This is a genomic window from Geomonas sp. Red276, assembly GCF_054784495.1.
This window is the reverse complement of sequence record NZ_BLXW01000022.1, coordinates 1-14309: the sequence shown is the minus strand read 5'-3', so window position 1 is coordinate 14309 and position 14309 is coordinate 1. Positions and strand designations below refer to the sequence as shown.

Genomic DNA, 14309 nt, shown 5'->3' with positions numbered 1-14309 from the left:
CTGGACTCCTATCGAAGTTGGTTCAGCCTAAGCTAGCTGCGCGAGGCACGCTTGCGCAGGATCGGGTCGAGCTCTTTTTTCCGCAGGCGGATCGACTGCGGGGTGACCTCGACCAGCTCGTCGTCGTCGATGAACTCGAGCGCCTGCTCGAGGGTCAAAAGGCGCGGCGGAGTGAGCTTGATGGCATCGTCGGAGCCGGAGGCGCGGACGTTGGTGAGCTTTTTCCCCTTGCAGGGGTTCACCTCGAGGTCGTTGTCCTTCGCGTGCTGGCCGATGATCATCCCGCCGTAGACCTCGACGCCCGGGCCCAGGAAGAGGACGCCGCGCGGCTGAAGCGCGTCCAGCGAGTAGGCGGTGGTCTCACCCTGCTCCATGGCGACCAGCACCCCGTTCTTCCTCCCCGGGATCTCACCCTTGAAGGGCGCGTACTCGTGGAAGGTGTGGGTGATCACCGCGGTGCCGCGGCTCTCGGTGAGGAACTCGCCCCTGATGCCGATGAGTCCGCGGGCCGGCACGATGAACTCGAGACGGATGGTCTCACCCATCGGGGTCATGGAGACCATCTCACCCTTCCTCGGCCCCATCCGCTCGATGATGACCCCCTGGTACTCAGAGGGGACATCCACCACCAGGTACTCCATCGGTTCGTACTTCTTGCCGTCCACTTCCCGCATGATGACCTCGGGCTTGGAGACGGCCATCTCGAACCCTTCGCGGCGCATGTTCTCGATCAGGATGGAGAGGTGCAGCTCACCGCGGCCGGAGACCTGGAAGGTGTCGGGGTTGCCGGTATCCTCGACCCTGAGCGACACGTTGGTGCGGAGCTCGCGGTCGAGGCGCTCCCTGATGTTCCGGGAGGTGACCATCTTCCCCTCGCGCCCGGCGAAGGGGGAGGAGTTGACGATGAAGTTCATGGAGAGAGTAGGCTCGTCGATCGCCACGTAGGGAAGCGCGATCGGGTTGTCGGCGGCGGACAGGGTCTCGCCGATGCCGACGTCGGTGAAGCCGGCGATGGTCACGATGTCGCCGGTGAAGGCCTCGGGGATCTCCACCTGCTTGAGTCCGTCGTAGCCAAGGAGCTTGGTGACGCGCCCCTTGGTGATGCTTCCGTCGCGGCGGATCAGTGCCACGGTCTCGCCGGCGCTCACCTTGCCGTTGAAGATCTTGCCGGTGGCGATGCGGCCGATGTAATCGTTGTAGTCGATGTTGGTGACCAAGAGCTGGAAGGGAGCGGCCACGTCCCCCTCGGGGGGATGGACGTTGTCCTTGATGAGCTGGAAGAGCGGCTCCATGTTGTCGGAGGGCTCGTCGAGCTCACGCATGGCGTATCCCATCTTGGCGCTCGTGTAGCAGATGGCGAAGTCCAGCTGGGCGTCGGAGGCCTGCAGCTCGCAGAAGAGGTCGAACACCATGTCGACCACCTCGCTCGGGCGGGCGCCGGGACGGTCGATCTTGTTGATGACCACGATCGGGCGCAGCCCCAGGTCGAGCGACTTCTTGAGGACGAAGCGGGTCTGCGGCATCGGGCCGTCGAGGGCGTCCACCAAGAGGAGGACGGAATCGACCATCTTCAGGACGCGCTCCACTTCGCCGCCGAAGTCGGCGTGGCCCGGGGTGTCGACGATGTTGATCTTGAAGCCGCCGTGGTGGATGCTCAGGTTCTTGGCGAGGATGGTGATGCCGCGCTCCTTCTCGAGATCGTTGGAATCCATCACGCGCTCGGTGATGGCCTCGTTCTCGCGGAACACTCCGGACTGTTTAAGCATAGCGTCCACCAGGGTGGTCTTGCCGTGGTCGACGTGGGCGATAATGGCGATATTTCTGATCTTTTCCTGCATTTACGTACGGCTCCTTGCGTTTCGGCTCTGTCAAAATAAAAAGACGAGCATAACGCTCGTCTAAAGCGACTCAATATTGCATGTTCGGCGGGACTTTACAAGCTATTTTCTGATGATGCGGGGCCTTTTCCCCATCTGGGCCATCGCCTGCTTCTGGAGAACGCCGATCGGCTCGAGGTGGAACTGGAGCCACATCTCGCCGTAGGCCTTCATCTTCATCTTCTTCCCTTCCCTCAAAAGCTCCAGGTTCTGCTTGATGTTCTCGTCGCCGGGAAGCTTGGACTGGGCCTTGGCCATGATCTCGCAGGCCTTCACGTTGTCGCCGATCTCGTTCAGGCAGTAGGCGTACAGGCTGTAGAGGAGCGACTCCTTCGGGGAGGCCATGATCGCCTTGTCGAAGGTCTCCTTCATCTTGTCGTGCTTGTTGCGCTTCATGTAGGTGACGCCGAGCATCCCCATGGTGACCCAGTTCTTGAAGAACCCTTTCTCCAGGTAAGGGAAGGCGGTGGAGAACTCGCGCTTGACGAAGTAGACCATGCCGATGGCGGAGTTGATCTGGCTCTCCGTGTAGATCTGCCACTTGGCGTACTTGAGCCCCTCCTTGAGGTCGCGGATCCCCTTCTCGAAACGCTGGGCCTGGATGTCCTTCATGGCGGGCTCCATGATGGCTTCGAGCTTCTTGGTCACGGTGCGGGCGATGAGGAGGAAGGTGCCGGCAAAGACGACCAGGGCGACGAGGAGGGCGGCCCACCAATAGCTGAAGCTGGAGGCGAGGCAGACGATAAAGAAGGCGACCACTGCGGCAACGCCCGAGATTATGAAGTTATACATCGATGTATCCTTTTGATCGATTGGATTAGGTACTGGGTCCCGAGGAAAGCAGTCGGATCACCCCGAGTCTTTGCCCGGCTCTTTCCAGACGATGATGCGGCGGCCCGGCTTGAGAGCAACCCTCGACTTCAGGTTATTCCAGGCGGAGAGAATCTTGGCAGTGACATTGAAGCGTTTTGCCAGCGAGAAAAGAGTATCACCCTTTTTGACTGTGTAATATTTGTGGGAAGGTTTTTCCGCCTTGAGTTCCGCCTCGGCCACCACCGGCTGCTGGGCGGGCTTCGGCTCCTCCCCTGCGGCCACCTGGACCGGGATGATGAGGGTCTTCCCTTTGAGCTGCCTGGTCCTCTTCCCGAGGTTGTTCAGCTCCGCGATGGTCTGCGGGGTGGTGTTGAAGCGCCGGGCGATGGAGACCAGGGTGTCCTTCTTCTTGGCGCGGTACTGGACGTGGCGGACCCGCTCGGTGTAGCGCTCGGACTCCGGGATCTTGGCGTAGACCGCCTCGAAGAGCGCCGTGGTCCCCTTGGGGATCTTCAGCTCGTAGCCGGGATAATCGGGCGGGGTGGAAAGACGCCTCAGCTCCGGGTTGAGCTCCCGGATGGTCTGGGTGCTCACCCCGCAGGCCTTGGCCACCACCTCGAGATCAGTCCGGCCGGGGATCTTCACCACGTCGAACTCGATGGCCGGGAGGTAGGCCACGTCCGCGAAGCCGTACTTGGCCGGCTCCTTGGCGATGATGGCGGCGGCGATCAGCTTGGGAACGTAATCCTTGGTCTCGCGCTTTAGGTAGCCCCCCTTGGAGAGTTCCCAGAAGTCGCGGCTGTTGTACATGTTGATGGCGCGCAGGATCTTGTTCTCGCCCGCGTTGTAGCCGGCGGCGGCGAGGTACCAGTCCTTGTTGAAGAGCCCGTAGAGCTCCTTCAGGTAGAGGGCGGCGGCCACGGTGGATTTGAGGGGGTCGCGGCGCTCGTCGATCCAGGGATCGATCCTCAGCGCGTAGTGCTTGCCGGTACCCGACATGAACTGCCAGGGACCGACCGCGCTCGCCACCGAAAAGGCACGCGGCGAGAAACCGCTTTCGATCATCGCCAGGTAGACGAGGTCCTCGGGCATCCCCTCCTTTTTCAAAACGCTCCGCATCATCGGGATGTAGCGCTCGCTCCGGGAGAGCCACCTGGCGAAGGAGGAGTGACCGGCATTCTGGAAGTAGCGGATGAAGTAGTCGACCTTGCTGTTGAAGGTGAGGGGGATGTCGGACTCGGGGAGCTCTTCTTCGGGAAGTTTCAGTTCGAACGCCAGTTCCTGCTCGGCGCCGGCGTCGATCTCCTCGACGTCGTTGCTCTGGACTCCCAGCGCCTGGGAGAGCCCCGCCTCGGGAGAGGTCGACGCGAGCAGCACCCGGTCAGCCCCCGAGGTGGCGTGCCGATAATCGTGGTCGCTCGATCCTCCCGGAAGCTGGAAACCGAAGACGGTCGCCGGGGCAAGCAGTGCCAGTATGAACAGTATCGATTTGGTCATTGGACTCCTTGTGGACCTCGCACGGGAGACGTGAAGGCAGTGCAGGATAACGGAATCCGGCGCTTTTGTCAATGAAAGAGGGCGTTATCGCGTTCTAAGGGAGGCTTCTAGCGCGCCGTTTAGAGAGGCCACCCCCCCATCGCCCCTTCCCCTTCCAGGATACGGGTCGCAGATCCGTCCCGCCACGTCCCTTCAAGGATGCGGGCCCCTTATCGTCCCCTCCCTTCCAGGATGCGGGCTACCTACCTGACCCTCCCCTTACACAAGGGGAGGGTCAGGGTGAGGATGGGGTTATTCCCGGGGACATGCAACAAAGGGAAGGGCGAGGTAATCAAGGCAAAGAAAAAGGCCCCCCGCTTTGGAAAACGGGAGGCCTTTTCAATTTTTAGGAAGCCCCCTGATGTCAGGGGGGCTCTGGAACGCCCGCCGCCGGTGGCGACGGGCTAACTAGGGCAACCCTCTTTGCAGTGGGTTACGGGACGAATCGCGTACCAGGCAGTAAAGCTCATTACTGATCTCCTTATTCCCTGTGGTAGATTTACATCCCTCGCTGTGTGCTTCCCGGAGGATGTTCTGATAATAATACTCACCCCCCGTATTGTCAACGTCACCCCTATCATTAAAATGCTAACTCAGCTTTTTGATTACCGATAGCAGCAGACCGTCCTTCAGCTTCAGTGCCGCGTGGGGACAAAGCTCCCGGCAACACATACAGCGGATGCAGCGGTGGTAATCGAAGCGAAGACGTCCGCCCTGTACAGTGATGGCCTTGGGAGGGCAGGCCCTCACGCAGACCTCGCAGAGCCGGCAGACGTCGTCGACGGCCTCCGGGCGGGAGGTAAGCTGGTTGCGGAGCCGACTCTTGAGAAACTTCGGGAGCCCGAACTGCACGTCTGAGAGGTGCGGGAGCTTGAAGGGGGCGATGCCGGCCTCCCGGGGGCTCCCCCCTACGCACTCGATCTCCTCACGGTTGGCGCCCGGAAGCGCAAGGGAACGGGCGGCACTTTCGACATAGAGAAGGTTCCTCGGGATGGAGGCGAGCTCCGCCGCTATGACATCCACCGCCACCGCGTTGTCACTGGCCAACAGGTAGCCGACCTCCCTCGGGTCGCCGCTCCCCGGCCCGTTCCCCTCCATCGCGGTGATGGCATCGACGATGTTGAGCTCCGGGATCCGCAGCCGGTAGACCTCGAGGAGCATGCGGGCGAACAGCTCCTTGTCCGCCCCCGCCTTCAGGTGCCAGGCCGCCTTCTGGGTGCCGACCACCGCGCCGAAGAGGTTTTTCACCGCGCAGGTCATGGTCATCATCTCGTGGGTCTTCAGCTTGGGGAGGTTGATGAGCTTGTCCGCCTCCAGGTAGGGACGGGCCAGCTCGAACTCCTTGAAGGTCCCCTCCCCTTTGACCGACTGCGAGTCGAGGAAGGGAGCGAAGGTCGCCCCGGTCTCCTCGATGACCATCAGCAAACCGGCCTTCTCGGCCACCCGTTGCGGGCTCCCGATGCCGGGGGAATCCCCCACCAGGGGTATGCCCCCCTCCCCTTTCACCAGTTCGATCACCGCCCGCAGCAGTTCCGGGTGGGTGGTGACCGCCGCCTCCGGGGGCTTGGCCGCGAGCATGTTCGGCTTGATGAGGACCCGCTCCCCGGCGTTGACAAACCGTCCCATCCCCCCGAGCGGCTCCAAAAGCCGCACCAGGCCCTCCCTGACCTCGTTGCGGTCATACGACGGCACCCTCTGCAAACTTACTCGATACATCGTTACCTCGTTACGGTCTCGCCCTGAGGTCCCCGCCTTTGCGCAGGGGGGACGGGGGATTTTTGTGCAGCCGGCATTTGTCCCTTTCCCTTCATGGGACAGGGTGAGGATGGGGGGAAGGTGATTCCCATGGCACGCCGCCCTAAATTTTGCTATAGAGGTTGATACCATGAACAGCGCCATCGAGCAATTCTGCAAGTACCTCGAAAGCGAACGTAACGTCTCGGCTCACACCGTGGCAGCCTACCGGAGCGACCTCGCCTATTTCGCAAGCTTCCTCGGCGAGGCGGCCAGCCCCGGCAAGGTCGATCACCTCGCCGTCCGGCGCTACCTGGCCTCTCTCCACAAAACCCACAAAAAAAGCTCCCTCGGAAGGAAGCTCTCCGCCATACGCGCCCTCTTTCGCTATCTCGTGCGGGAAGGAAAGGTGGACAAGAACCCCGCCGAACTGGTCGCTACCCCCAAAAAGGAAAAGCGGCTCCCCTTCCACCTGAACATCGACCAGGTCACCGCGCTCGTGGAAGCGCCCGCCGGCGCCTCCGGACTTCCCCTGCGTGACCGGGCCGTACTCGAGATCCTCTACTCATGCGGAGTGCGCGTAAGCGAGCTCACCTCCATGAACGTGGGAGATCTCGATCTCCATGAGGGACTGGCCCGGGTGATGGGGAAAGGGGGGAAGGAGCGGATCGTGCCGGTCGGAACGGTCGCCCTCCGGGTCTTAGCCGGCTACCTCGAAGAGCGGGGAAACCCGAAGCCGTCCGAGCCGCTGATCCTGAACGCCCGGGGAGGCCGCCTTACCCGGCGTAGCGTGGCCCGCATCGTGGACGCCCACATGCTGCTGATCCCCACCATGCGCAAAGCCTCCCCCCACACCCTCCGGCACACCTTCGCCACCCACATGCTCGAAGGCGGTGCCGACCTCCGTGGCATCCAGGAACTCCTCGGCCACGCCTCCCTCTCCACCACCCAGAAGTACACCCACGTCAGCATCGACCGCCTCATGGAAGTCTACGACAAGGCCCATCCCAAGGCTCGCGGAACGCCGGACTGACAAACGGCGCTTTCCGGTGAGCCTCCGCAAGCACCCTCATCCCGCGCAGCCTCACCTTTAAGGACGCCCCCCCCTGCTCGCACACAAAAAAAGGCCTCCATTGCGGGTAGGAATGGAGGCCTCGATGTCTGCCCGTGGATCTAGAGTGCTCTCATGGCCACCACGGCCGACCAGGGGCTCGTTCCTGCCGAGTTGAGCCCTCTGATCCTGAAGTAGTAGATCCTGCCGGACTCCAGGCCGGCAATCAACATGCCAGTCGTCTTGAAGTACGTCCTGTAAAAACGCCAGGCCGATTCGTCGTTTGGGTCACGGTCGTTTATCCAGACCTCCCAATTCCGCACCCCCGGCATGGTCCCCACCGAGCCGAGCATCTGCCCGAGATGGCTGCCGTTGACTACCTCGAAGAGGGTAGGAGAACTCCCCGGCGCGACCACCGCAGACTTCTTGTTCGGGATGATGAACAGGGAATCCAGACCGACGTTGTAGAGGGCACTGGTGTCCTTTCTCCCTTTCTTCTCCACGAAGTGTACGAAGTCGTACAGGGCCTCGTCCACCTTCTCCACCGCCACATTACGCAGAGGGATCATCGTGAGGTTCCCGGCCTGAACCGCGAGATGGGCGGTGAAAAGCTCCAGCTCGCAGGCCTTCAAATGCTCCCGACTCGGCTCGATCGAGGAATCGTCCTGATACGATGGGTGGCTCTCGAGCTTGGCGTTCACCCCCATCAGCAGGTTCAGCCGTTCGGGAACCGATTTCAAATTCGGATGCCTGAAAACCTGCAACTCCTTGGACGACTTTATTGGCTTTTTAGCCATAGGTCCACCTCCTTTACCCGCTTTCTGGCAGACCAAGCCAGCATATCGCGAAAACCGGAATTTAAAAGAGACCAAACTTTGCACCAACCGCTGCTATTTCATCGGCGTACGGCCCTCATTTTAATGTACCCACCGGCTCGTTGGTTCATACTGCGACCAGCTATTCAGTATCACTGTGAAGATTTTGCCAGAAGCCTAATGTGTAGGTAGTACGGGGACTCTTATTAAGATCGTGAGGTTTAGAAAAAAATGGTAGGGTCCCCGAAAAGAACAGGGGGAATCGGTACAGGAAACCGGGGTTCCCGTACAAAACGCGCGGTATCCGTGCAGAGAACCGGGTTTCCCGCACAAAATGCAGGGTATCCGTACCGGGAACCGGTTTCCCGCACAAAACGCGGGGTATCCGTACGGGGAACGGGGTTTTCCGTGCAGAACGCGCGGTATCCGTACGGGGAACGGGGGGCCCGTACAGAACGCGGGGTTTCTGCACAGGGAACGGGGTGGCTCGTACAAAACGCGGGGATTCTGCACAGGGAATCGGGATTCCCGTCCAAAAAATGGGGGAATAGTACAGCGTGCTGCGGGGCTTGGCAAAACGTGAGGGACCGGGTACCGACGGCGGGTTACCCCGGTTTTTTTGAAAACCGCCTGCGTGGTCGGGTGAACGGCCTGGCCCATCGATGATGCCCCGCCCCACGCCCCCGTCCTAGCACAAGACGAGAAAAGGCCCCGCCGGAGGGCGGGGCCTTTCTTTGTTACCTATGGGAGCCTCTGGCGACTACTCGCAGAGGTCGATCTTCACATCCCAGTTCTTGAGCTTCATGGTGCCGTTCCTCTCAAGGTTGAGGTGCATCTTGAAGGCACGATCCCACAGCTGCGGCTCGTGGCCGACTTTGCGGGCGAGGCAGTCCTTGGTGGCGATCTCAAGGTACTCGGTGAGCTGAGCCTTGTAGTCCGGGTGGGCGCACTTCTCGATGATGCGCTTGGCGCGATCCTTCGGAGCCAGACCGCGCAGGTCGGCCAGACCCTGCTCGGTGACCACGCAGTCGAGGTCGTGCTCGGTGTGGTCGATGTGGGAGCAGTGCGGAACCACGCAGGAGATACCGGTCGGGTCGGTCTTGGACGGACGGGAGGACGGGGTGTGCATGATCTTCAGGAAGCCGTTACGCAGGAAGTCGCCGGAACCGCCCAGGCCGTTGATCATACGGGTACCGCCGACCAGGGTGGAGTTGGCGTGAGCGTAGATGTCGATCTCGACCGGGGTGTTCATCGCGATGCAACCCAGACGACGGATCGGCTCGGGAGCGTTGGAGATGGAGAGCGGACGCAGGGTGATCTTGTCGAAGTACTTGTCCATGTTGGCGAAGAACCGCGGGAAGCCCTCGTTCTCGGACAGCGACAGCGAGCAAGAGGAAGCGGCGTCCAGCTTGCCGGAGTCGAACAGGTCGAGCATGGTGTCCTGGAGAACCTCGGTGTAGACGGTGAGGTTGGAGAAGGGGCCCTTGGCCAGACCGCCGATGACGGCGTTGGCGATGGAGCCGACGCCGGACTGCAGCGGGAGCAGGTTCTTCGGCAGACGGCCGGCTTTCACCTCGTTGGAGAAGAAGTCGATGATGTTGTTGGCGATCGCCTCGGAGGTGTCGTCCTGCTCGGCGAAGGCGCGCCCCTTGTCACGCAGCTTGGACTCTACCACGGCGACGATCTTGGACGGATCGCACGGGATGTAGGTGGTACCGATCCGGGAGTCGGCGCGGGTGATGTTGAACACCTGGCGGTTCGGCGGATGGTTGCAGGAGATGTTGTCGTGGATCCCTTCGAAGGAGGGCTGTCCGGTGTTCACCTCGACGATCACCTTGTCGCAGATCATGAGGATCTCGGGGATGACGCCGCAGGAGGAGGTCGGAACCAGGCCGCCGTCTTCGGTGATGGCGGAGACTTCGATGATGGCGAGGTCGAGCTTGCCGGTCTCGGTGTCCTTGGTGTAGAAGCCGTAGCCCAAGTCCTGGGCAAACAGGGAGAGGTGCTTGTCGCCCATACGGATGCGGCCGGCGTTGATCCCGGCGGCGATGTCCTTACCGGTCTGGTACGGCCAGCGACGGTCGATCATGTCGAGCGAAGCCCAGCGGTTTTCGGTCTCGGCACCGACGGAAGCGCCGATGAAGAGGTTGAACTTCCACTTGCCCTGCAGGCCGTTCTTCTCGACGTGGTCGGCCAAGGCGATGGGCACCACTTTGGGGTAACCGGCGGGGGTGAACCCGGACCAGCCGAGGTTCATGCCCGGCTTGAAGAACTGGATGGTCTGTTCCGGAGTCATTACCTTGCTCATAAGCGACTTGCAACGTACCCGGTCTTGGAGCGTACCGTATTCGGACATCTTTTTCCTCCTGTTTGGTTTTGGTGTTTACAGACGCGAGCCTTTAAACACTGATAGGGACATGGCTTTGGGGGTGCGGCTGGCTACCGCCTCGCCCTCAACATGAGGCACCATTAAGGGCAAAAGTAGAACCGGATTCTACTTAACGGGAGTCTCATAGTCAAGGGTAAATACGGCAGATTTACTGTTCGACTGGCTGGACCAGGACGGCTCGTGTCGGTGCAGGACACGGCGACGGCAACACCCCGGAAGGAGGAGACGGGAGAGGTGTATACAGTATGCAATCTAATCTTATCCGTCGGCAACGTCAAGACAAAAACGGGTTTGATAAAAAGTTTCCGGCCCGGCGAGGGGCGTGCCGGCACAAACCTTAGTCATCAAGATGATTTACGTTTCCGTAAACTCGGAACGTTTTATTATTAATGATAACAACCTCCCCCCGGCTCCCCGTCGCACCCCGCCCCGGCGGGCGGGAAGGGAGCGGGTAAAACAAAGGCCGCCCCCGTCGGGGGGCGGCCCTAAAACGCCCTTTGAAATAATAGCGTCCTATCTAACCGCTATTCGAGCTTCAGACCGTAGTCCGCCTGGTAACCGATCCGGACCGCTCCCCAGTGACGGTTCCTGATGTAGATGGGGGTGGAGAGGTCGTTGAGGATCTCGCCGGTATCCCGCTGGTAGGTCTGCAGCAGGAAAGGCTCGGTGTTGCGGGCGCTCTTCAGGCCGGTCTTGTCGTTGAAGATCCTCTTCGTGCGGTTGTGGTTCTTGTCGTACTCGGCGTCCCCCGTCAGCGGCTCGGTGTAGCGGAGGTTGTGGCAGGGAACGTAGCCGTTGTCGTCCACGCAGATGGCGAACAAAAATGACTTCTGCCGCGCCAGGATCTCCTCCTGAACAGGGGAGACGAAGCGGTCGAAGTAGCTGTGGAAGGCCGTCTCGTACTTCTGCGGTGAGGTGTTGGGGATCGGCCTGTAGTTGCGGTCGAAGAGGTCGGCCTCGGTGATCTTCCCCTGGGCCATCGCCTCCTCGACGAGGGCGATCACCCGATCGCGCATCTCGGACGCCATCCCCTTGATGATGTCGTGGCGGTTGCCGACGCTGAACTTGCCGACCGTGGAGAAGATCTTCTCGGCCACCTCGGTCAGCACGTTGAACGCCTTGCCGCTCTCCAGCATGTCATGGTGCACCGTGGTGGCGGAGTTGGAGACGTTATGGATCTTCTCGGAGATCTCGGAGGTGGTTGCGCTCTGCTCCTCGGTGGCGGAGGCGATCTGGTTGATGAGCTGCGCCGTATCTCCCGCGAGGGAGAGGATCTTTTCAAGGCACTCCCGGGCCTGGGTGGATTTCGTTACCCCCTCCTCGACCCGCTCCCGCTCCTCGCTGATGGAGCTCACCGCTTCGCGACTCTCCTGCTGGATGGTGGTGATGATCCTGGCGATTTCCTTGGTCGAGGTCGCGGTCTTCTCCGAAAGGAGCTTCACCTCGTCGGCGACCACGGCGAAGCCGCGGCCGTGCTCCCCGGCCCGCGCCGCCTCGATGGCGGCATTGAGGGCCAGGAGCTTGGTCTGGTCGGCGATGTCCTCGATGAGGTTGATGATGTCGCCGATCTGCCCGGAGGAGGTCTCCAGCTTACCCACCGTGTCGAGAGTCTTGGCGACGTTCCCCTTGACGAGCTCGATCGCCTGGCAGACGCCATCCACCACCGCCATGCCGTCGTTGGCGGCCTGGTCGACCTCCACCGAGAAGCCGGCCGCCTGGTGCGTGTTGCCGGCCACCACGTTGAGGGTGGTCGCCATCTCCTCGGTGGCCACCGCCACCGTCTGGGAGCGCTCCTTCTGTTCCGCCGCCGAAACAAGCGTCTTGCCGGTCAGGTTGGAGACCTGGCAAAGGGAGATCGAGATGTTCTCCGCCAGCTGGTAAAGGACGGTGATGGTCTCCCGCAGCTTGCCGATCAGCCGGTTGATCTGGTTGGCGAGCTGGCCGATCTCGTCATCCGAGCGGACGGTGATCTCCTTGGTGAGATCGCCCTCCCCCGCCACCAGGTCGTCGATCTTGCTGGAGAAGTCCATGATGTCGCGTACCACTGTTTTCTTGAAGAACAGGTACATGCTCCCGATCATGACCACGAAGAAGCAGAAACCGGCCACCAGCAGCAGGGCCATCATCTTGAGCGCGCTCTGGTATCCCGCCTCCATGGAGGAGGTCAACACCACGGCGCCGCGGTACTTTTCGCCGGGGTCGTGACACTGCTTGCAGCGCTCCTCGTTGACAAGGGGAACCACCGCGCGCAGGGTGTGGGAACCGTTTTCCACCAGGCGGGTCTCCAGGGTCTTTCCGGTGGAGAGCGCCTTCAGCACGTCGTCGCTCACGGCGCTCGACGGGTTGTTGGCGTCCTTCCCTTCCTTGTTGTAGATCTTAAGGTCGAAGCCGAATCGGTCCTTGGCGACCTTGGCGAGCTCGAGGACACCCTTGGAGTCGGCCTTCATCATGAACTCGCTGATCTCGTTCACGATGACCGCAGCGAGAGTCCGGCTGTTCTTCTCTTGCAGATCCATGCTGGCGCGGTACTGGAGGCCGAGGGATAGAAGCCCCAGCACCGAGACCCCCACGAAGAGGGTGACCCCGATGATGAGCAGGATCTTTTTCATCAATTTGTTCCGGAACATCGTGCCTCCCATGAGAAAAACACCGTTGTGGTTCTTATATCGGCACATGTTGTTTACACTTTAATCCGCCGTTAACAAAAACTTGGTCGCCGCACTACCCCGCTCCGCATCGCGGAAACGGCAGGTGGGGAGGAAACAATGCCCCGTTGACCCAGATCAAAAACAAGGAGCGCGGGAGATGGTAGGCTTTACGGCAGGAGGTGTTACCGTGAAAGAGATACCGTTTGATGAGCTCTGTCGGCAACTGGTGCAGCATTGTGGCGACGCCGTCGTCTATTCGGACCGGGAGGGGAAGATCCGGCTCTGGAACGAAGCGGCCGAGAAGATGTTCGGTTTCAGCGCGCAGGAGGCACTCGGGCAGTCGCTCGACATCTTCATCCCGGAAAACCAGCGGGCCAAACACTGGGAGGGATACTTCCGGGTCATGGAGAGCGGGACCACCCGCTACGCGACCCAGCTGCTGGCGGCGCCGGCCATCCGCAAGGACGGGAGCCGGATCTCGACCGAATTCTCGATGACCATCGTGCGCGATGAAGAGGGAAAGGTCGCCGGAACCGCCGCCGTAGTCAGGGACGTGACTTCCAGGTGGCAAAAGGAGAAGGAGTTGAGGACGCGGCTGGCGGAGCTGGAGAAATCCTCACAGGGATAAAGAGGATTGAGGATGGGGATCGCCCCCTCCCTCCAGGGGAGGGGGAAATCACTTCACATCCCGTCAGGTCTGCTCCGAGAGATAAAGCTGCACACCCATCTGGGCGATCTGGTCGAGTTGCGCCTCGATGTCGTCGATGTGGGCCTCCTCGGCCTCCAGGATGGACTGCAAAAGGTCGCGGGTGCCGTTGTCGCCCAACTCGACCGCGATGCGGATGCTCTCGTTGTAGCCGCGGATGGCGGTCTCCTCCGCGGCGTGATCGAACTGGTGCATCTTCGGTACCTCGCCGCCGATGTGAATGGGATCCAGCCGGCTCACGACCGGCCTTCCCTCCAGGAAGAGGATCCGCTTGATGAGTTTTTCGGCGTGTTTCATCTCCACAATGGCCCGGTCGCGGATGAGGGACTGTAGCTTTTTGTAGCCCCAGTTCTCGCACATCTCCGCATGCACCATGTACTGGTTGATCGCGGTCAGCTCTTCGGCCAGTCGCACGTTAAGCTGTTCGATCACCCTCTCGTTTCCCTTCATGAATGACCTCCTTGAATTTGATGACCCCGCGGCCGCGTTTGAACGGCTCCTGCCACGTCTTAACGATGCTTCCGACCCCATCTTAAACATAAATTTTTTTTAATTCATTATATCGTTGCAGCCCTCCTTGGCAAGGTGGTCACCCAACGCAGACACGACACCCCCCTGTGTCAGGATAGTTGTCGCCTCTGAGGGGCCGTTTGGTTTTGGTTTTGTGACGATGTGAGGCGGTGAGCGAAGCGAGCTCGCCGGCGCCTCACGGAAATCGCGAACTGAAGATCCTGCCGCCC

At 60.9% G+C, this 14309-nt stretch carries 10 protein-coding genes; 2 read left to right on the top strand and 8 right to left on the bottom strand.

The window, feature by feature from the left end; translation table 11 throughout:
- Positions 1 to 32: 32 nt before the first annotated feature.
- From typA to ACYVL5_RS15280, 4 genes are all read right to left on the bottom strand, one after another.
- Positions 33 to 1838 carry a GTP-binding protein TypA/BipA gene (gene typA, locus ACYVL5_RS15295; protein ID WP_460596446.1) on the bottom strand — a complete coding sequence of 602 codons (1806 nt, stop codon included), beginning with the start codon at positions 1836 to 1838 and terminating at the stop codon, positions 33 to 35.
- Between the two features lie 102 nt (positions 1839 to 1940).
- Complete coding sequence (locus ACYVL5_RS15290) at positions 1941 to 2669, bottom strand: hypothetical protein (RefSeq protein WP_460596445.1); 729 nt, start codon at positions 2667 to 2669, stop codon at positions 1941 to 1943.
- A gap of 57 nt (positions 2670 to 2726) precedes the next feature.
- Positions 2727 to 4187, bottom strand: a complete 1461-nt coding sequence (locus ACYVL5_RS15285) for a lytic transglycosylase domain-containing protein (protein ID WP_460596444.1) — start codon at positions 4185 to 4187, stop codon at positions 2727 to 2729.
- A gap of 627 nt (positions 4188 to 4814) precedes the next feature.
- Positions 4815 to 5942, bottom strand: coding sequence for a DUF362 domain-containing protein (locus ACYVL5_RS15280; RefSeq protein WP_460596443.1), 1128 nt, complete (start codon positions 5940 to 5942; stop codon positions 4815 to 4817).
- 169 nt (positions 5943 to 6111) lie between these two features.
- On the opposite strand from ACYVL5_RS15280, the gene xerC reads away from it, so the two are divergent.
- Entirely contained in the window at positions 6112 to 6993 is an 882-nt protein-coding gene (gene xerC, locus ACYVL5_RS15275) for a tyrosine recombinase XerC (RefSeq protein WP_460596442.1), read from the top strand.
- A 140-nt stretch (positions 6994 to 7133) separates the two neighbouring features.
- Here xerC and ACYVL5_RS15270 read toward each other — a convergent pair whose 3' ends face one another.
- The 3 genes from ACYVL5_RS15270 to ACYVL5_RS15260 all read right to left on the bottom strand — a co-directional run bounded on the left by ACYVL5_RS15270 (position 7134) and on the right by ACYVL5_RS15260 (position 12842).
- Positions 7134 to 7808: a fibronectin type III domain-containing protein gene (locus ACYVL5_RS15270; RefSeq protein WP_460596441.1), complete on the bottom strand. Its 675-nt coding sequence runs from the start codon at positions 7806 to 7808 to the stop codon at positions 7134 to 7136.
- Positions 7809 to 8586: 778 nt separating this feature from the next.
- Positions 8587 to 10182, bottom strand: coding sequence for an acetyl-CoA hydrolase/transferase C-terminal domain-containing protein (locus tag ACYVL5_RS15265; protein WP_460596440.1), 1596 nt, complete (start codon positions 10180 to 10182; stop codon positions 8587 to 8589).
- A 557-nt stretch (positions 10183 to 10739) separates the two neighbouring features.
- Positions 10740 to 12842 (bottom strand): methyl-accepting chemotaxis protein, encoded by a 2103-nt coding sequence (locus ACYVL5_RS15260; RefSeq protein ID WP_460596439.1) that lies wholly within the window; start codon positions 12840 to 12842, stop codon positions 10740 to 10742.
- A 208-nt stretch (positions 12843 to 13050) separates the two neighbouring features.
- Here ACYVL5_RS15260 and ACYVL5_RS15255 point away from each other — a divergent pair, with 208 nt between their 5' ends.
- Complete coding sequence (locus tag ACYVL5_RS15255; RefSeq protein WP_460596438.1) at positions 13051 to 13491, top strand: PAS domain-containing protein; 441 nt, start codon at positions 13051 to 13053, stop codon at positions 13489 to 13491.
- A 63-nt stretch (positions 13492 to 13554) separates the two neighbouring features.
- Here ACYVL5_RS15255 and bfr read toward each other — a convergent pair whose 3' ends face one another.
- The gene (gene bfr / locus ACYVL5_RS15250; protein WP_460596437.1) at positions 13555 to 14019 is read right to left on the bottom strand and encodes a bacterioferritin; all 465 of its coding nucleotides are present in this window, start codon (positions 14017 to 14019) and stop codon (positions 13555 to 13557) included.
- Between the last annotated feature and the right edge of the window lie 290 nt (positions 14020 to 14309).